Here is an 18,611-nt window from a genome sequence, read left to right on the forward strand (position 1 = left end):
CTTCACGCTTTACGCAGGTAGCAAGCAGACTCTCGCGCACTGGAGGCACACCCATGACCACCTTCGTGGACCGCGTCGAACTTCACGTCGCCGCGGGTAACGGGGGCCACGGCTGCGCCTCCGTGCACCGCGAGAAGTTCAAGCCGCTCGGCGGCCCGGACGGCGGCAACGGCGGTGAGGGCGGCAGCGTCATCCTCACCGTGGACTCGCAGGTCACCACCCTGCTCGAGTACCACCACTCGCCCAAGCGCAAGGCCACCAACGGCAAGCCGGGCGCGGGCGGCCACCGCACCGGCGCGGCCGGCGAGGACCTCGTCCTCGTCGTGCCGGACGGCACCGTGGTGCTGGACCGCCAGGGCAACGTGCTGGCCGACCTGGTCGGACACGGCACCAGCTTCGTCGCCGCCCAGGGCGGCCACGGCGGCCTCGGCAACGCCGCGCTGGCCTCGGCCCGCCGCAAGGCGCCCGGCTTCGCGCTGCTCGGCGAGCCCGGCGAGGCCCGCGACATCGTGATGGAGCTCAAGTCCGTCGCCGACGTGGCCCTGGTGGGCTACCCGAGCGCCGGCAAGTCCTCGCTGATCTCGGTGCTCTCCGCCGCCAAGCCGAAGATCGCGGACTACCCGTTCACCACCCTGATCCCCAACCTCGGGGTGGTCACCGCGGGCGAGATCGTCTACACCGTCGCCGACGTGCCCGGCCTGATCCCCGGCGCCAGCCAGGGCCGCGGCCTGGGCCTGGAGTTCCTGCGGCACGTCGAGCGCTGCTCGGTGCTGGTGCACGTGCTGGACTGCGCCACCCTGGAGCCCGGCCGCGACCCGCTGACCGACCTGGAGACCATCGAGGCCGAGCTCGCCGAGTACGGCGGCCTGGACGACCGCCCGCGCCTGGTCGCGCTCAACAAGGTGGACGTGCCGGACGGCCAGGACATCGCCGACCTGACCCGCACCTCCCTGGAGGAGCGCGGCTACCGGGTGTTCGAGGTTTCCGCCGCCTCCCGCAAGGGCCTGCGCGAGCTGAGCTTCGCGATGGGCGGGATCGTCGCCGAGGCGCGCGCCGCCAAGCCGGTCGAGGAGTCGACCCGGATCGTGCTGCGGCCCAAGGCCGTCGACGACGCCGGCTTCACCATCACCGAGGAGGAGGGCGCGTACCGCATCCGCGGTGTCAAGCCGGAGCGCTGGGTCCGCCAGACCGACTTCTCCAACGACGAGGCCGTCGGCTACCTCGCCGACCGGCTGGCCCGCCTCGGCGTCGAGGACAAGCTCTGGAAGGTCGGGGCGCACGAGGGCGACACCGTCATCATCGGCCCGGACGAGAACGCCGTCGTCTTCGACTGGGAGCCGACCATGGCCGCCGGCGCGGAGATGCTCGGTCGCCGCGGTGAGGACCACCGCATGGAGACCCAGCGCCCGGCGGTCGACCGCCGCCGCGAGAAGCAGAAGGGCCGGGACGCGGCCGAGGCCGAGTTCCTCGCCTTCGAGGCGCTGTCCAGCGGCCGCCAGGCCGCCGTCGAGGGCGACGACGACGAGGACTGAGCCGGTCGGACCGGCTGACGCGAACGGCCCCCGCCACCTGTCGAGGTGGCGGGGGCCGTTCCCGTGCTCAGGGGTGGCGCGGCGTCACTTGGTCCAGGCCGCCTGGACCTTGGAGACGTCGGTCGAGTCGCCGTAGCCGACCATCGCCGGGGAGCCGCCGGCCGGGAAGCTGACGATGTCGCAGCCCTTGAACTCGACGCCCTTGGTGGCGCCCGAGAAGCTCGGGGTGGTGCACTTGGCGATCGGGGTCGAGCCGACCGGGTTGGCGAACATCCCGAGGTTGCCGGAGGCGTCGTAGACCCTGAACTTGGAATCGGGGGCGGCGAAGGTCAGCTTGGTGTCCCCGAGGTTCTTCATGGTCCAGCTGACGTAGTACAGCGCGCGGCCGTCCAGGCCGGTGGTGTTGGCCTTGGCGTCCTGGAAGTCCTTGAGCGAGCCCGGGGCGACGCCGGTGACGTTGATCTCCAGCTTGGCGGCGGCGTTGAAGGTCTTGTCGGCGAAGTCCACGGTGGCGGGCTGGCCGAACTTCACCGAGGTGCCGGCCTGCGGCAGCTTGCCGCCACCGGCCCCGCCGCCCGCGGCGCCGGCCGTACCGGCACCGCCCGTGGCCGCACCGCCGGTCGCTCCGGCCGCGGCCGCGCCGCCGGTGGCCCCGCCGGTCGGGGCGGCGGTCGAACCGCCGCTCGCACCGCCGGTGGCCGCCCCTCCGCCGGTGGCCGCACCGCCGGCGGTGGCATCCGGGGCGCCGCTGGTCGGCGCCGGAGCGGCACCGGTGGAGCCGCCCGCCGGAGCGGCCGGGTCGGCGTTGTCCGGGCCACAGGCCGCGAGGGACAGGGCGGTGGCCACCGAAAGGGCGGCGACGGTCAGCTTGGTGGTGTACGAACGCATGATGCGCTTTTCTCCTGGGCGTGCGGCCGCGAACCGTTGCCGGCCTGCCCAGTGCGGCGCCGCCGCCTTCTCGTGACACGAAGAGTCGAAGACGAAAATGGGTCCAGCGGGCAAGAAGCCGTCCCCCGATCTGGCTTTCGGTCAGGGACCATACCAGCCATCCGGATTGGCGGACGGTCTGTGGCAAGCCCGTGACCAGGCCGGGTCCAGCCGGTGAAACAGCCTGCGGGGGACCCGCACGAATCGCGTAGATTTCGGGAGTGACGACCGGGCCCGGGCCCGCCGTACCCGCACCACACCGGAAGGGCGTACAGCGAGATGAGCGAGGACTCTCTGCGGGAGGAGGTGCTGACCGCACGGCGGATCGTGGTCAAGGTCGGCTCCTCCTCACTCACCACGGCGGCCGGCGGCCTGGACGCCGACCGCGTCGACGCCCTGGTGGACGCGCTCGCCAAGGTGCGCAACCGCCCCGACGCCCCGGAGGTCGTACTCGTCTCCTCCGGCGCCATCGCCGCCGGACTCGCCCCGCTCGGCCTGGACAAGCGGCCCAAGGACCTGGCCCGCCAGCAGGCCGCCGCCAGCGTCGGCCAGGGACTGCTGGTCGCCCGGTACACCGCCTCCTTCGCCCGGTACGGCATCCGGGTCGGCCAGGTGCTGCTCACCGCCGAGGACGCCAGCCGCCGCGCCCACTACCGCAACGCCTACCGCACCCTGGACCAGCTGCTGGCGATGGGCGCGATGCCGATCGTCAACGAGAACGACACCGTCGCCACCGCCGAAATCAAATTCGGCGACAACGACCGGCTCGCCGCACTGGTCGCCCACCTCGTCCGGGCCGACCTGCTGGTGCTGCTCTCCGACGTGGACGGCCTCTACGACGGCGACCCGTCCCGCCCCGGCACCAGCCGGATCGCCCGGGTGGGCGGCCCGCACGACCTCGACGGCATCGAGATCGGCAGCGCGGGCAAGGCCGGGGTCGGCACCGGCGGCATGGTCACCAAGGTCGAGGCGGCCCGGATCGCCACCGGCGCGGGCATCCCGGTCGTGCTCACCGCGGCCAGCCAGGCCGCCGACGCCCTGGCCGGCCGCCCCACCGGCACGCTCTTCCTGCGCACCGGCGCCCGCACCTCCGACCGGATGCTCTGGCTGGCCCACGCGAGCAGCCCGCGCGGCGCCCTGCACCTGGACGCGGGCGCCGTCGAGGCGGTCGTCTCCGGCGGCGCCTCACTGCTGCCGGCCGGGGTCACCAAGGTCGACGGGGAGTTCGCCGCGGGTGATCCGGTGGACCTTCTTGCCGAAAACGGCCACATCGTGGCTCGCGGACTGGTCAACTTTGATGCGAGGGAGTTGCCCCGCCTGCTCGGCCGGTCCACCCGCGACCTGGCCCAGGAGTTCGGCGCCGCATACGAGCGCGAGGTCGTCCACCGCGACGACCTGGTCGTTCTGCGCGGCTGACCGGCCGGCGGGCCGGCACCGGCCGCCGGCCGATCGGCACAGTGCGGACGGCGGGCCGTTCCGTACCGGGAACGGCCCGGCCGCGGGCGAGGAGGGGCGCAGCCCAACCGGTCGGCCGAAGGGCCGACGGGGCCGGTGGGGACGACACGAGATCGCCGAACAGGAGGCCGCCGGTGGAACGCAGGCGCGAGGCAGCGCTGACCGGAGGGACGGCGGGCCGGCGGCTCACCAGCATCGACGGCGGACGCGGGGACGGCCCCGCCGAGCCGGCCGGTCCGCCGCTGCAGGGACCCGGCGGGTCGCGCGGACTGCGGTCCCAGCGCGCGGACGCGGCGGAGCCGCCCACCGTGCCCGAACAGGCGCGGCTGTGGCACGTGGTGCTGAGCGTGGCCGGGCAGGTCACCCCGCTGTCCTCGCTGCGCGCCTCACTGGAGCAGCTGGCGCACGACCACTCGTTCTTCCTGACCGCCCGCTACGCGGCCGACCACGCCGAGATCCGGTACTGGGAGCAGGCCCGGGACCTGCACGACGCGGCGGCGATCGCGCTGCGGCTCTGGGGCGAGCACAAGGTCACCGCCAACCTCCCGCCGTGGGAGATCGTCGGGCTGGAAGTGGTCGACCGGGCGACGTACCACAAGCGGGTCGCGGAGGGCTTCGGCACCCCGTCGCCGAAACTGGGCGGCGTCTACCCGTACTGACCGGACCACGCGTACCGACCGGACCTCCTCGCACGTTCGCGCGTTCGCACGGGCGGCACGTACCCGTACCGACCGGCCCTGTTCGGATGGCGAAACGCGGGCGGGCGGGGCGGGCACAGTCGCTACCCTTGGCGGCATGACCAGCGACCTCGCCACCGCCGACAGCCCCGTCCTCGCCGTAGCGCGCCGAGCCCGGGAGGCCGCCGCGGCGCTCGCCCCGCTGCCGCGCAAGGCGAAGGACGCCGCGCTGCTGGCGATCGCGGACGCGCTGGTGGCCCGCAGCGCCGAGATCGTCGCGGCCAACGCCGAGGACGTGGCCCGGGCCCGGGAGGCCGGGACGCCCGAGTCGGTGATCGACCGGCTGACCCTGACCGGCGAGCGGATCGCCGCGATCGCCTCCGACGTGCGCGACGTGGCCGGACTGCCCGACCCGGTCGGCGAGGTGGTGCGCGGCTACACCCTGCCGAACGGCCTGGACGTGCGGCAGGTCCGGGTGCCGCTCGGCGTGGTCGGCATCATCTACGAGGCCCGCCCGAACGTCACCGCCGACGCCGCCGCGCTCTGCCTCAAGTCCGGCAACGCGGCGCTGCTGCGCGGCTCGGCCTCGGCCTACCGCTCCAACACCGCGCTGGTCGCCGTCCTGCGGGACGCCGTCGCCGCGGCCGGGCTTCCCGCCGACGCGATCCAGCTGGTGCCGGGGGAGGGCCGCGACTCCGTGCAGGAGCTGATGCGCGCCCGCGGCCTGGTCGACGTACTGATCCCGCGCGGCGGCGCCTCGCTGATCCGCACTGTCGTCGAGGGCTCGACCGTCCCGGTGATCGAGACCGGCACCGGCAACTGCCACGTGTACGTGGACGCCGACACCGACCTCGCGATGGCCGTCGGCATCCTGCTGAACTCCAAGGCGCAGCGGGTCAGCGTCTGCAACGCGGCCGAGACGCTGCTGGTCCACCAGGACGTCGCGGACGCCTTCCTGCCGCTCGCCCTGACCGCCCTCGCCGAGGCCGGGGTGACCGTGCACGGCGACGAGGCGGTGCTCAAGGCCGCCGAGGGCGGCCCGGCCGCCGTGGTGCCCGCGACCGACGAGGACTGGGGCGCGGAGTACCTCTCGCTGGACCTGGCCGCGGCCGTGGTGCCCTCGCTGGAGGCGGCGGTCGAGCACATCCGCCGCTGGTCCTCCGGCCACACCGAGGCGATCGTCACCACCTCGCAGGCCGCCGCCCGGCGCTTCACCCAGCTGGTCGACTCGACCACGGTGGCCGTCAACGCCTCCACCCGCTTCACCGACGGCAGCGAATTCGGCTTCGGCGCGGAGATCGGCATCTCCACCCAGAAGCTGCACGCCCGCGGCCCGATGGGCCTGCCCGAGCTGACCAGCACCAAGTACATCGTCACCGGTGACGGGCACGTGCGGGGCGAGGCGGCGCAGACTGTCGGCGGGGCCCCGGACGCCCGCTGAGCGGGACCCGGCAGTTGGTCCGTCACACGTGTGACGGACCAACTGCCGGGAGCCACAGACAAAACGCCCGACCGGTAATACGCTGAATCCGTGGCTGAGGATGTGGGGGGCTTGCCGTACCCCGACGGCGCCGACCACGGTGGTGCGGACGACGAGTTCGCCACCGTGGTCTTCGATGAGGCCTTCGTCCGGTCCGCCGCCGTGCACGAGCCGACCGCCAAGGAGCGGCAACTCGCCGCCGCCGAGGCCCGGTTCGAGCCGGAGACGGCGGGCCCGGGCTGGGGCTATGAGGTCTCGGCCGGCGACGGGCTCCCGCTGGAGCTGCGCCCGTACCCGAGCGGACTCGACGCGGACCACCTCTACCCCGACCCCTGGTCGGGCCCGGGCCGGTCGGCCGACCGCCGGGGCCGGCGCCGGTGGCGGCCCGGCTACGACCCGGTGCGCGCCCGCGGCCGGTACGTGGCCCAGCAGCGCTGGCACCGGCCGGTGGCCTGGGTGCTCGCCGTGATCATGGGCGTGAGCCTGGTGGCGGTCGCGGTCGCGGCGATCTACCAGGGCACGGGCGGCACCTCGGGCACGCCCCGGAGACCGGAGTCCGGCAACAGCAGCGCCGGGGTGGACCTGCGCCCCGCGCCGGCCGAGCCGTCGCTGGTGGTCGGCGCACCGGCGGGCTAGTCGCCGCCCGGGACGCCGCGCGGGCGCACGCCCGGGGCGGGTGGTCACGGAGCGTCCCCAGGAATCTGCGCAGGGGCCCTCGTGGCGGCGCGGGTGTCCGCCTACCCTGGTGTTATGGGTGACCCGCGAGAGCCTCCTGAGGGTACGCCCGAGGGCGGCTCCGGCAACGAGGACGAATTCCGGTCCGTCGTGTTCGACGAATCGTTCGTCCGGGCCGCCCGGATCCAGGAGCTGTCCGCCCGGGAGCGACTGGCGGGCTCCTTCGGCAAGGCCACCCGGAAGCGGGTGCGGCTGGGCCCGCTGGGCACCGTGCCGCGCCAGGCACTCGCCCTGCTGCTGCTCATCCTGCTCGCCTTCGGGGCCGCGGTGTACTTCGGGGTCACCTCGCCGAAGGGGCTCGCGGCACGGCCCGAGGGAAGCCAACTGACCGTCAGTCTGGTCGCGTTGAGCCCGGCTTCGGCCGTCCACCCGGTAGCCGACCCGGCGAACCCCTTCGCCGCGCTGCCGCCCGGGTACGGGGACGGCACGGTCGGGCTGAACACCCCGACCGGGGCGCCCACCGAGCACTTCAGCCGGGTCGAGGTGACCAAGGCGCTCGACACCGTCCAGCGCTACCTGGTCTCCTCCTCGCTGGCCCCGACCGCCCTGGTCCAGGGCGCCACCGCGGACGTGCGGGCCTTCGTCACACCCGGTGAGCAGGCGGAGTTCGACGCGAGCGTGACCCAGCCGGTGGACGACCGGCACCATGCGGTGACCGGCTGGCTGGTCCGGTTCGACCCCGCGCAGGTCGCACTGGCCTCGGACACCGTGAAGGTGGTCGGCGCGATGCGGATCGACGAGGCGGACAGCGGGACGCTGCAGATCACCACCGACCACACCTTCGTCTACGCGCTGAAGCCGGCCGGAGCCCCGGCCGGAGCGCCGGTCACCCTGGAGACCGTGCGGCGGCAGCTGACCTTCCAGTTCGACCGGGTCGACCTGGCCTCGGCGCAGCTGCGGCTGGTGGACTCGGTGCTGCAGGCCGGGCCGGCGCCCTGCGGCACCTCGATGGCGGGCTTCCTGCAGCCGGTGCTGGCCACCGGGCAGGGCACGGTGGTCACGCCGCCGACGGCGGTCGACCCCGGCAACCACGCCCGGCCGGCGTGGCAGGTGTGCGGGGTGCTGGCGGGGAGCTGACGGGACGGGGAGCCGGAGCCGCGGAGGCGGACGGCCGGTGACCCGGGCGGGTCACCGGCCGTCGTCGGTGCTCAGCGGTCAGCGGCCGCTGGGGTCAGCCGTCAGCCGTCAGCCGTCAGTTGTCGCTGTGGTCGGTCGAAGCGGTCGAGCCGTTCGAGGCGCCGCGGTTGCCGCCGGTGAAGGTGTCGCGGAGCTTGCCGCCCACCGTCGCGGCGCCGCCGGCGACGTCGCGGAGCAGGCCCATCAGCGGGTCCTTGCTCTCCTTCACCGAGGTCGTGTAGTGGTCGGCGGCGGCCTTCCACTGCTCGCCGACCGAGGTGTCCGAGTCGTCCGCGCGGCGCGGGTAGGCGCCCGTCATGATCGAGCGGTACTCGTCGCTCTCCGCCCACTTCTTCAGCTGGGCGACCCGGACCACCGCGAAGGGGTGGGTCTGCGGCAGCAGCTGGAGCAGCTTGAGCACGCCGTCGCGCAGGTCGCCGGCCCTCTCGTACTCCGCTGCCTGCTCCAGGAAGGCGTCGACGTTCATCTCGGCCAGGTTGTGCCCGCCGGCCAGCTTCATCAGGGCCCGCATGGACGCCTGGAGGTCCTGCCCGGCGAGCAGGCCGGCCCGGTCGCTGGACAGCTCCGCCTTGCGGAACCACTCCTTGAGCGCGGTGACGAGGGCCATGATCGCCAGGTTGCCGAGCGGCACCCAGGCGATCCGGGCCGCGATGTTGGTGAGGATCATCAGCATCGTCCGGTAGACGGCGTGGCCGGACATCGCGTGGCCGACCTCGTGGCCGATGACCGAGCGCAGCTCCTCCTCGTCGAGCAGCTCGACCAGGCCGCTGGTGACCACGATTATCGGGGTGTCGATGCCGATGGTGAACGCGTTGACCGTCGGGTCCTGGGTCACGTACAGGTCCGGGACCTGCTCCAGGTCGAGCACGTAGGCGGTGTCGCGCACCATGTCGTACAGCTCGGGGAACTGGCGCTCGGAGGTCTTCACCGCGGTGGCCAGGAACATCAGCCGGATCGCCCGCTCGGAGACCAGCCCGGCGAGCTTCTTCAGGATGTCGTCGAAGCCGGACAGCTTGCGCAGGGCGACCAGCGCCGAGCGGTCCGCCGGGTGCTCCCAGGCCCGGGTGGAGATCCCGGGGAAACGCTCGCGGCGGCGGCTCGGGGTCTTCGCGGTCGTGTCGGTCATGGTCTGAGTACCTCCTGGTCGACGGCGGCCGCGGCCCGCTGGCCGGCCCCCCGCTGGTCTTCGCCTGAAACGACTGTCTGTGCAACGTCCGTGGTTGCGTACTCGTCCCCGCGGGCCAGCGTACGTGCGGGCCCGGCCGCGCCGAAGGGGTCGGTGGGCGGCGCCGGTGTGAGGCCGGTTTACCCTGAATGCCCTGGACCACCGAGACCGGACCCGGCCGCGGTACCGAGCAGTTCGAGGAGCCCCGCAGATGTCCACCGACACGCTTGTCAGCCTGGCCGCGCCCATCTCCGACGAGGCCGGCCCGGGCCTCTTCCTGCGGATCATCGTGATCGCGTCCTTCGTGGGCATCGGCCTGCTGGTCTGGCTGATGGCCCGCGCCTTCCGCGGCAACTAGGCCCACGGCCTGGCTCCCGGCCTGGCCCCCGGCCTCGCTCTCGGCCGGGCATCGGTTCTTGGCCTCCCGCCTTCCGGTGGCTCGTACCGGCTCACGTCCGGTCAGCGGCGGTGGGCCGCCGAGCGGTTGCCGTGCCACCCCCCGTACGATGACGGGTGGGCCCTCACCGGCCCGGAACAACCCCCAGGTCCGTTCAACCGAGCCGAGAAGGTCCCGACGACCATGAGCACTGCTGCCGCACTCCCCGTTCTGAACCTGCTCGCCGAGGGCGAGGGGGGCAACCACGACAGCCTGAACCCGGCCCTGACGGGTGGCGCCGCCCTGGTGATCCTGCTGCTCCTGCTCTTCATCACCACCCGTTTCAACCGGGACCGCTGAGCCCGGTTCGGGGACCGCTCGGGGAGCGTCCGGCCACCGGCCGGCCGCTCCCTCACGCATCTGCGGACAACCCCCACCGGGTCTGCGAGCAACCCCCACCCGGGCGTTCCCGCACCGTAACGGGCGTCGCGTAAGGTGTGGCGGCATGGGAGAGCAGGCCGGGAATCCCGGCGGACCGGAGCCGGTGAAGAAGCGACTCGGGGTGATGGGCGGGACCTTCGACCCGATCCACCACGGCCACCTCGTCGCCGCCAGTGAGGTCGCGAGCGCGTTCCACCTGGACGAGGTGATCTTCGTTCCGACCGGGCAGCCGTGGCAGAAGAGCGACCGCCACGTCACGCCGGCCGAGGACCGCTACCTGATGACGGTCATCGCCACCGCCGAGAACCCGCAGTTCTCCGTCAGCCGGATCGACATCGACCGCAAGGGCCCCACCTACACCGTCGACACCCTGCGCGACCTGCACGCCCTGCACCCGGACGCCGACCTCTTCTTCATCACCGGCGCCGACGCGCTCGCCCAGATCCTGTCCTGGCGCGACTCCGACGAACTCTTCTCGCTGGCCCACTTCATCGGATGCACCCGCCCGGGGCACACTCTGTCGGACGCCGGGCTTCCGGTGGGCGGGGTCTCCCTGGTGGAGGTCCCGGCGCTGGCCATCTCCTCCACGGACTGCCGCAACCGGGTCGCCAAGGGCGAGCCGGTCTGGTACCTCGTTCCGGACGGCGTGGTCCGCTACATCGACAAGCGGGCGCTGTACGCGCCGCGCGGGACCTGAGCCAGGAGCGGCGCATGACCGAACGCAGCGATGGCCAGCAGCGGCCGGAGGACTGGTCCACCGGGCAGTACCAGCAGCCGTACCAGGGGCAGGGCCACGGCCAGGGCCAGGGGTACCGGCAGCACCCGCAGCAGCAGTCGTACGAGTCGTACGAGCAGCAGCAGCCGCAGTACGACCAGTACGGGCAGCCGGTGTACACCCAGGACCCGTACGGCTACCAGCAGCAGGGGTACCAGGGGCAGCAGGGCTACGAGGGGTACCAGCAGGCCCGGCAGACCGGTGAGGTCGGTCAGGCCGGGCAGTTCCCGCAGCAGCAGTCGTACGAGTCCTACGAGTCGTACGGGCAGCAGCCGCAGTACGACCAGTACGGGCAGCCGGTGTACACCCAGGACCCGTACGGCTACCAGCAGCAGGGGTACCAGGGGCAGCAGGGCTACCAGCAGCCGTACCAGGCCGCCGCCCCGGGGGTCGCCGAGCCGCAGGCGCAGCCCGAGGCCGCCTCGCCCGTCGCCGCTGCGCCCGTCGCTCCTTCCGCACCCGTGACGCCGCGTCCGCGGGTGCCCAGGCCCGCCGCCGAGGCGGCGCCAGCCGAGCCCGCGGCGCCGTCCGAGCAGGTCGCCGGGGCGCGCGGTGGCAAGGCCGGGAGCAAGGCGCCCAAGGACAGCTACACCACGGGCGAGTTCACCTTCGTCGACGAGGAGCCGGAGGAGTCCGAGGACGTCATCGACTGGCTGAAGTTCGCCGAGTCCCGCAGCGAGGTGCGCGCCGAGCGCCGCCGCAAGCTGCGCAACCGGCTGATCGGCCTCGGTGTGGTGCTGGCGCTCGCGGCGGGCGGCGTCGGCGGCTACCTGTGGTTCAGCGGCGACAAGCCGACCGCGGCCGCCGCGGCCGGCGGGCGCCAGGTCAACGTCGTCCACCTGCGCGACCTGCAGGGCAAGGTGTCCAGCGCGCTGCTGGTCGACGACGCCTCCGGGAAGAAGGGCACCGTGCTGCTGCTGCCCGACACCCTGCGGCTGCCCGGCCCCGCCGACCCGCCGGTCACCACCGTCGGCCAGGCCATGGACGCCATCGGCGCCTCGGCGACCCGGGACGGCCTGTCCACCGTGCTCGGCGCCCCGGTGGCCGGCACCTGGCGCCTGGACACCCCGTACCTGGAACTGCTGGTCTCCCAGCTCGGCGGCGTCCGGGTGGACACCAACGCCGAGACCCACGAGGGCGGCAAGCCGGACGGCAAGCTGCTGTCCGCGGCCGGGAAGAACACCATGCTCAGCGGGAAGGCCGCGGTCGCGTACGCCACGCTGCAGAACCCCGGCGAGAGCCGGGACGTCCAGCTGGCCCGGTTCGGGCAGGTCATGGAGGCCGTGCTGCGCACCATGCCGACCGAGTTCAAGGACGCCAAGGACGACGTGCACCGGATGAACGCGGTGCTCGACCCCTCGCTGCCCGAGGACGCCCTCGCCGGGGTGCTCGCCCAGCTCGCCCAGCAGGCGAAGGACGGCCACGTCGGCACCACCGCGCTGACCGTCAAGCCGGACGGCAGCCTGGACGAGGCGACCGCCGGCAAGCAGGTCAAGGACGTCCTGGGCGGCACCGTGAAGTCCGCGGCCGTCGGCGACGCCCCGGCCCGGGTCGCGCTGCAGGACGCCAGCGGCAACGACGCGGCGGCCGCCGCCGCGCAGGTCCAGATCGTCAACTCGGGCCTGACGTTCATCCCCGGCGGAGCCAAGACCGCCGCGCAGGCAAGCAGTGAGATCCGCTACACCGACGACGCCCGGCAGGGCACGGCGAAGTCGCTGGCGACCAGCCTCGGCCTGCCGGACACGGCGGTGAAGAAGGTCACCGGGGACACCCAGAACGCGGACCTGCTGGTCGTCCTCGGCAAGGACTACCAGGCGCCGAAGAACCAGTAGAGCCGGCGGCCGGGCCGTTCGACGGCCCGGCCCGCGGTGGTGCCACGGCCGGGCGGCCCCGGAAAACGGTTCCGGGCCCGCCCTGGCGGCGTGAGATCCTGGAAGGCGACCCCGGCCGTGTGCCGGGGCGCCGCCCCACGCCGCCGAGCCGGAAGAACACCGTGACCGTCACCGACCACAGCCAGCAGCTCATCACCGTCGCCGCCCAGGCGGCGGCCGACAAGCTCGCGCACAACATCATCGCCTTCGACGTCAGCGAGGTGCTGTCGATCACCGACGCCTTCCTGATCGCCTCCGCGAACAACGACCGCCAGGTCCGCTCGATCGCCGAGGAGATCGAGGACCAGCTGCGCGAGCAGCTGGACATCAAGCCGGTGCGCCGCGAGGGCGAGCGCGACGGCCGCTGGATCCTGCTCGACTACCTGGACATCGTCGTGCACGTCCAGCACTCCGAGGAGCGCTCCTTCTACTCGCTCGACCGGCTCTGGAAGGACTGCCCCGAGCTGCCGCTGCCCGAGGACGCCCTGGCCTCCCGCAACCGCCCCGACGCGCACACCGACGAGGCCGGCAACGCGCTCGCCCCGGCCGACGACTTCGGCAAGCCCGAGGACCTGCACTGAGCCGCGGCGCGCGCGGCCCGCGCATCGTCTTCTGGCGACACGGTCAGACCTCCTGGAACCTCGAATCGCGGTTCCAGGGCACCACTGACATCGAGCTGACCGGCCAGGGCGTGCTGCAGGCCCAGCGGGCGGCCCGGCTGCTCTCCGGGCTCCACCCCGACCTGCTGATCTCCTCGGACCTCGAGCGCGCCCGACGCACCGCCGACGAGCTCGCCAAGGTCACCGGACTCGACGTGACCCACCACGAGGGCCTGCGGGAGACCTACGCGGGCTCCTGGCAGGGCCTGACCAACGCCGAGATCCGCGAACGCTTCCCGGAGGAGTACGCGGCCTGGGCGGCCGGCGAGCCGGTGCGGCGCGGCGGTGGCGGCGAACTGGCCACCGAGGTCGCCGACCGCTCGGTGCCGGTGGTGCTGGCGGCCGCGGCCAAGCTGCCGGACGACGGCACCCTGGTCGTGGTCAGCCACGGCGGGACGATCCGCACCATGCTCGGGCGGCTGCTGGACCTGGAGCCGGCCCAGTGGGAGTGCTTCGGCGGACTGTCCAACTGCTGCTGGTCGGTGCTGGGCCAGGGGGCGCGCGGCTGGCGCCTGCTGGAGCACAACGCGGGCACGCTCCCGCAGCCGGTCATCGGCGACGACACCTGAGGCGACACCTGGGGCGACGCCTGAGAGGCTCCGCCGCGGTCGTCTGACACGGGCGTGCGGGGGCCTCGAAGGGCCGGATTTCGCAGTTCCGGCCCTGACCAGCTAGAGTCTTCCTCGTTCGCACGGAAGGGAACGCGGCCCGAAAGGGAAGCGGAAGATCCGGTGAAGTGCGGGGCTGTAGCTCAGTTGGTAGAGCGCTTGCATGGCATGCAAGAGGTCCGGGGTTCAATTCCCCGTAGCTCCACTCCGCATCGGCGGTCGTGGTCATCCAGGGTCGCCCGTGTCGCGGGGCTGTAGCTCAGTTGGTAGAGCGCTTGCATGGCATGCAAGAGGTCCGGGGTTCAATTCCCCGTAGCTCCACAGGAGTTCGGAAGGCCGTCACCCATCGGGTGGCGGCCTTCCGGCGTTCCGGGCCCTAAGCCCCCGCTACACGCAGATGTGCGTCCAGCCGCCCGGCGGCAGCGAACCGAGCAGCTCGACCCGCTCCCGGTCCTCCGGGCCGGCCGGCACGTACACGACGATGTAGCACTCCGGCACGCCCGGCATCGTCAGATAGGTGGCGTTCAGCCGCAGCACCCCGAGCTCCGGATGACGGAACAACCGCAGCCAGGTCTCCGGCGGCGCGACCTCCTGGCGGTCCCACAGCTCCCGGAACAGCTCACTGCGCGCCGACAGCTCCTGCACATGCTGCTCCCAGGCCGGCTCGCCCACGTGCTTGCCGTAGGCCGACCGCAGCACCGCCACCATCCGCGGCAGCGCCTCGTCACGGTTCTCGCACGGGTTGCAGCACGGCGGCGCGGTCAGCATGCACCAGAGGCTGTTGAAGGCGACCCCACGGGACGGGCGCATCCGCTCGGCGCCGAACAGCGAGCGGTACGGCCCGTTGTAGCTCAGCACGTCGAAGCGGGTGTTGGAGACCGCCGCCGGCAGCGGGGCGAGCGAGTCCAGGATCACTTGGATCGACGGGCTCAGCTCCGGCGGGGCCGGCTGCGCGTGCGGCGACGGGGACATCCCGGCCAGCCGGAACAGGTGCTCGCGTTCGGTGCCGTCCAACCGCAGTGCCCGGGCCACCGCCAGCAGCACCTGCTCGCTCGCGTTGATCGGCCGCCCCTGCTCCAGCCACGTGTACCAGGTGACCCCGACCCCGGCGAGCTGCGCGACCTCCTCGCGCCGCAGCCCCGGCGTACGACGGCGCAGCCCGGGCGGCAACCCGACCTCCTCGGGAGTGACCCGCGCCCGGCAGGCCTTCAGGAAACGGGCCAGCTCGGTGCGGCGGCGGTCGCGCCCGCCCGTGGCGGTCGGCAGTTCCTCCAGGACGGTCATGGCCACCATCGTGCCGCAGGTCCGCCGGGCGATACAGGTGCTGCCAGTACCAGGATCAGCAGGCTCTAACCACCAGTACCGGCACGGCCGCAGGCTGGTGGCCATGACGGACCTTCAGATCCGGCCCGGCGTGGCCGGACGCACCACCGGGGCCCCGGCCGTACGGCCCGGGCTCCTCCTCACGCTCGTCCTGTGCGGGCAGTTCATGGCCGTCCTCGACGTCTCCATCGTCAATGTCGCGGTACCCACCATCCGGACCGACCTGGGCGCCTCCGGCGCCGCCCTGCAACTGGTGATCGCCGGCTACACCATCGCCTACGCCGTGCTGCTCATCACCGGGGCCCGGCTGGGCGCCCGGTACGGCTACAGCCGACTGTTCCAGATCGGCCTGGCCGCGTTCACCGCCACCTCGCTGGCCTGCGGCCTCGCCCCGTCCACCGGCTGGCTGATCGCCTTCCGACTGCTCCAGGGCGCCGGCTCGGCACTGATGGTGCCCCAGGTGATGAGCCTGCTGCAGCGCACCTTCACCGGCGCCGCCCGCACCCGGGTGCTCGGCCTCTACTCGGCGGTGCTGGCCGGCGGCATGGCGCTCGGCCAGGTGCTCGGCGGCGTGCTGGTCAGCGCCGACCTGTTCGGCAGCGGGTGGCGGCCGGTGTTCCTCGTCAACGTGCCGATCGGGGTGCTGCTGCTGGCCGCCGGCGCCCGGCTGCTGCCCCGGACCCCCGGCGACGCCTCGCGCGGCTTCGACATCCCCGGCCTGGTGGTGCTCGGCGCGGCACTCGGCCTGCTGGTGGTGCCGCTCGTCCTCGGCCACGAGCTCGGCTGGCCCGCCTGGGGCTGGGCGATGATCGCGGGCAGCGTGCTGCTGTTCGGCCTGTTCGTCGTGGTCGAGCGCCGGATCGCCCGCGGCGGCGGGCAGCCGCTGATCCCCGGACGGGTGCTGCGCGCCCCCGGGCTGCGGCCGGCGGCGGCCGGACTGTTCGCGATCATGGCCGCCTTCGCCGGCTTCATGTTCTCCTTCGCCCTGCACCAGCAGGCCGCGCTCGGCCACACCGCCCTGAAGGCCGGGCTCTGCTCGGCGCCCGTCGCCATCGGCTTCGGCATGTCCAGCATGCACTGGCACCGGCTGCCCGGACGGCTGCACGCGGCCCTGCCGACGCTCGCCGCGGTGCTCCTCGGCGGTGGCTACCTGCTGCTGGGCGTCCTGCTCGGCGGCGGCGCCGAGATCGGCGCGGGACCGCTGGCCGAGATGGCCGCGCTCGGCCTGATCGCCGGCTGCGCGTACGCGCCGCTGTTCGGCCGGGCGCTCGCGGGGGTGGCGCCCGAGGACGCGGCCGACGCCAGCGGGGTCATGGTGACGGTCATCCAGCTCGGGCAGGTGATCGGGGTCGCGGTGCTCGGCTCGGTGTTCCTCGGGCAGGTCGACCTGCCCGCACCGGCCGCCGACTCCGGACACGCGCTGCAGACCACGCTGCTGGTCAACGCCGTCGCGGTCCTGGCCGCCGCGGGCTTCGCCGCGCGCAGCCGGCGGGCCGTGCGGTAGGGGGACGGCCCTGCTGTGCGGTAGGGGGGCGGCGCCGTCGTGCGGCAGGGGGAAGGCGCCGTCGTGCATAGGGGACGGTCCTGCGGCAGGGGACGGAGGGTGGAGGGTGGAAGGCGGGGGGCGGGGGGCGGACTCGGGGGCGCGGAGCGCCGCTCCTCGGGAGCCCCCGCCGGGACCTCGGGAAACGGATTTCTGGAGCACGCCCCCGACCGTGTAAAGTAGTCGATGTCGCCGAGGGAAACCGGACGGAAACGGCCAAGAACCCGGTGACATCGCAGGTCAAGGGGCTGTAGCTCAGTTGGTAGAGCGCTTGCATGGCATGCAAGAGGTCCGGGGTTCAATTCCCCGTAGCTCCACAGCAGTCGAGAGCCGCCTCCCGTTTCGGGAGGCGGCTCTTCGCCGTTTCGCCTCCGCCACCGGCGGGAGCACCCAAAATCCCGCTACCGTCGTGCCATGGCCGATCTGGAGCGAAGGCGGAACGAGGAACTGGCCCGGATACTCCACCAACTCGGCTGGAGTCCGGAACGGCTCGCCCGTGAAGTGAGCCTCGCGCTGCCGCCGGGCCTGGCCATCAGCTCCACCGCCCCGTACAAGTGGCGCGACCGCGGCATGGTGCCACGCAGCCCGCACGACCAGGCGGTCTGCGAGGTCCTCAGCCGCACCCTCGGCATCGCCGTCACCTACGAGCAGCTCTGGGGCCGGATGGGCGGCCACCGCGGCGCCAAGATCCTCTCGCCCCGGCTTCTCACCGACCCGTGGACCGCCGACACCGCCCAGACCGCGCTGCGCGAAGCCGCCACCGACGCCGGACCGGTCCGCCTCACCGACCTGTTCCGCAACGCCGACCTCGACCAGGCCGCCGCCCGGCTCGCCTCCCCGCCGCCACCCGTCGGAGGCGGCGAGGGCGCGCTGCGCGTCGAAGCCGGACTCGTCGGCGAACTCGGCCTGTCCTACCGCAGCAAGCAGCGGCTCGAACGCTCCTGCGGCGGCGGCCTTGTCCTCGGCCCCACCCGGGCCGAACTCGCCATGCTGGCCAAACTGCTGGAACTCGGCGCGTACGACGAACGGCTGGGACGCGAGCTCTACGGCACGGCCAGCCGGCTCGCCCGGCTGGCCGGCTGGGCCGCGTACGACCTCGGCCACGACGCGGCCGCCCAGCGTGCCTTCGTCGCCGCCCTGCGCGCCGCCCACGTCAGCGGAGACCCCCGGCTCGGGGTCGCCGTGCTCGGCGCGCTGGTCGTGCTCGCCACCCAGGGCCCGGGCGGACGCGGCCTGGACGCCGTCTCCGCACTCGAAACCGCCCTGGAGGCCCACGGAGCCGCGCTCGGCCCCACCGGCCGGGCCCGCCAGCTCGGCCGGCTCGCCCGCGCGTACGGCCGCCGGGACGAGCCGGAGCGGGCCGAGGCCGCCGCCGCCCGCGCCTTCGCCGAACTGGACGGCGTGCCCGGCACGGAGGAGGCCCGTGCCTCCCTCGCCGGGATGGTGGGGGAAGCGTGGCTGGCGCTCGGCCGGAACCGGCTCGCGAAGGCCCTGCTCGCCGAGGCCGTGGCCGGACTCGGCCCCGGGCGGGCCCGCTCCAAGGTGCTGCTGATGGTGCGCCTCGCCGAGACCCACCGGCGGCTCGGCGACCAGCGGGAGGCGGCCCGCACGGCGGCGCTGGCGCGCTCGCTCGCGGCGGGGATGCAGTCCGAGCGGCTGGCTAAGGCGCTGCGGGACTTCGACGCGGCGGGGCGGGTGGCGGCAGCGCGGTGAGGGTGGCGGGGTGGTGGTGCGGGTGCGGGTGCGGGTGCGGGTGCGGGTGCGGTGGGGTGTTGGGGCGGTGGTGCGGCGGTTGGCCGCTGGTTCCGGGTGCGTGGGGCTGTCCTGGTGGGACGGTCGCCGTGGGGCTGCCGTGGTGGCGGTCCGGCTGCTCGGCGAGGCTGGTGCGGGGCGGCCGTCCCGGCGGG

At 73.6% G+C, this 18,611-nt stretch carries 17 protein-coding genes and 3 tRNA genes; 17 read left to right on the top strand and 3 right to left on the bottom strand.

From position 1 onward, the window contains the following. Positions 1-53 precede the first annotated feature (53 nt). Complete coding sequence (gene obgE / locus ACIBEC_RS36070; RefSeq protein ID WP_360504160.1) at positions 54-1,532, top strand: GTPase ObgE; 1,479 nt, start codon at positions 54-56, stop codon at positions 1,530-1,532. A gap of 84 nt (positions 1,533-1,616) precedes the next feature. On the opposite strand, the gene ACIBEC_RS36075 is transcribed toward obgE, so the two are convergent. Continuing rightward, positions 1,617-2,420, bottom strand: a complete 804-nt coding sequence (locus tag ACIBEC_RS36075) for a hypothetical protein (RefSeq protein ID WP_360504162.1) — start codon at positions 2,418-2,420, stop codon at positions 1,617-1,619. A gap of 318 nt (positions 2,421-2,738) precedes the next feature. Here ACIBEC_RS36075 and proB point away from each other — a divergent pair, with 318 nt between their 5' ends. From proB to ACIBEC_RS36100, 5 genes are all read left to right on the top strand, one after another. Next, entirely contained in the window at positions 2,739-3,875 is a 1,137-nt protein-coding gene (gene proB / locus ACIBEC_RS36080; protein WP_360504164.1) for a glutamate 5-kinase, read from the top strand. A 173-nt stretch (positions 3,876-4,048) separates the two neighbouring features. After that, complete coding sequence (locus ACIBEC_RS36085) at positions 4,049-4,573, top strand: hypothetical protein (protein WP_360504166.1); 525 nt, start codon at positions 4,049-4,051, stop codon at positions 4,571-4,573. Between the two features lie 136 nt (positions 4,574-4,709). Then, positions 4,710-6,032, top strand: coding sequence for a glutamate-5-semialdehyde dehydrogenase (locus ACIBEC_RS36090; protein WP_360504168.1), 1,323 nt, complete (start codon positions 4,710-4,712; stop codon positions 6,030-6,032). 90 nt (positions 6,033-6,122) lie between these two features. Next, positions 6,123-6,707: a hypothetical protein gene (locus tag ACIBEC_RS36095; RefSeq protein WP_360509517.1), complete on the top strand. Its 585-nt coding sequence runs from the start codon at positions 6,123-6,125 to the stop codon at positions 6,705-6,707. Positions 6,708-6,821: 114 nt separating this feature from the next. Beyond that, positions 6,822-7,883, top strand: coding sequence for a hypothetical protein (locus ACIBEC_RS36100; protein WP_360509515.1), 1,062 nt, complete (start codon positions 6,822-6,824; stop codon positions 7,881-7,883). 115 nt (positions 7,884-7,998) lie between these two features. Here ACIBEC_RS36100 and ACIBEC_RS36105 read toward each other — a convergent pair whose 3' ends face one another. Further along, entirely contained in the window at positions 7,999-9,069 is a 1,071-nt protein-coding gene (locus ACIBEC_RS36105) for a M48 family metallopeptidase (protein ID WP_360509514.1), read from the bottom strand. A gap of 250 nt (positions 9,070-9,319) precedes the next feature. On the opposite strand from ACIBEC_RS36105, the gene ACIBEC_RS36110 reads away from it, so the two are divergent. The 8 genes from ACIBEC_RS36110 (at position 9,320) to ACIBEC_RS36145 (ending at position 14,159) form a co-directional block, all read left to right on the top strand. After that, positions 9,320-9,466 carry a hypothetical protein gene (locus ACIBEC_RS36110; protein WP_360509512.1) on the top strand — a complete coding sequence of 49 codons (147 nt, stop codon included), beginning with the start codon at positions 9,320-9,322 and terminating at the stop codon, positions 9,464-9,466. Between the two features lie 222 nt (positions 9,467-9,688). Then, positions 9,689-9,844, top strand: a complete 156-nt coding sequence (locus ACIBEC_RS36115) for a hypothetical protein (RefSeq protein ID WP_224284513.1) — start codon at positions 9,689-9,691, stop codon at positions 9,842-9,844. 145 nt (positions 9,845-9,989) lie between these two features. Beyond that, the gene (nadD, locus tag ACIBEC_RS36120) at positions 9,990-10,622 is read left to right on the top strand and encodes a nicotinate-nucleotide adenylyltransferase (protein ID WP_360509510.1); all 633 of its coding nucleotides are present in this window, start codon (positions 9,990-9,992) and stop codon (positions 10,620-10,622) included. 14 nt (positions 10,623-10,636) lie between these two features. Beyond that, entirely contained in the window at positions 10,637-12,532 is a 1,896-nt protein-coding gene (locus ACIBEC_RS36125; RefSeq protein WP_360509508.1) for a LytR C-terminal domain-containing protein, read from the top strand. Between the two features lie 161 nt (positions 12,533-12,693). Next, positions 12,694-13,152: a ribosome silencing factor gene (rsfS, locus tag ACIBEC_RS36130; RefSeq protein ID WP_360509506.1), complete on the top strand. Its 459-nt coding sequence runs from the start codon at positions 12,694-12,696 to the stop codon at positions 13,150-13,152. Then, the gene (locus ACIBEC_RS36135) at positions 13,149-13,799 is read left to right on the top strand and encodes a histidine phosphatase family protein (RefSeq protein WP_360509519.1); all 651 of its coding nucleotides are present in this window, start codon (positions 13,149-13,151) and stop codon (positions 13,797-13,799) included. The genes rsfS and ACIBEC_RS36135 overlap by 4 nt, the downstream gene beginning before the upstream one ends. 171 nt (positions 13,800-13,970) lie before the next feature. After that, a tRNA-Ala gene (locus ACIBEC_RS36140) sits at positions 13,971-14,043 on the top strand. Positions 14,044-14,086: 43 nt separating this feature from the next. Beyond that, positions 14,087-14,159, top strand: a tRNA-Ala gene (locus tag ACIBEC_RS36145). Positions 14,160-14,225: 66 nt separating this feature from the next. Here the strand turns inward: ACIBEC_RS36145 and ACIBEC_RS36150 are convergent. Then, positions 14,226-15,122, bottom strand: coding sequence for a helix-turn-helix transcriptional regulator (locus ACIBEC_RS36150; protein ID WP_360509504.1), 897 nt, complete (start codon positions 15,120-15,122; stop codon positions 14,226-14,228). A 103-nt stretch (positions 15,123-15,225) separates the two neighbouring features. Here ACIBEC_RS36150 and ACIBEC_RS36155 point away from each other — a divergent pair, with 103 nt between their 5' ends. From ACIBEC_RS36155 to ACIBEC_RS36165, 3 genes are all read left to right on the top strand, one after another. Further along, positions 15,226-16,665 carry an MFS transporter gene (locus tag ACIBEC_RS36155; protein WP_360509502.1) on the top strand — a complete coding sequence of 480 codons (1,440 nt, stop codon included), beginning with the start codon at positions 15,226-15,228 and terminating at the stop codon, positions 16,663-16,665. Between the two features lie 283 nt (positions 16,666-16,948). After that, positions 16,949-17,021, top strand: a tRNA-Ala gene (locus ACIBEC_RS36160). Between the two features lie 97 nt (positions 17,022-17,118). After that, positions 17,119-18,417: a hypothetical protein gene (locus ACIBEC_RS36165; protein ID WP_360509500.1), complete on the top strand. Its 1,299-nt coding sequence runs from the start codon at positions 17,119-17,121 to the stop codon at positions 18,415-18,417. The last annotated feature ends 194 nt before the right edge of the window (positions 18,418-18,611 follow it).

The organism is Kitasatospora sp. NPDC051164 (assembly GCF_044455625.1).
GTDB lineage: Bacteria > Actinomycetota > Actinomycetes > Streptomycetales > Streptomycetaceae > Kitasatospora.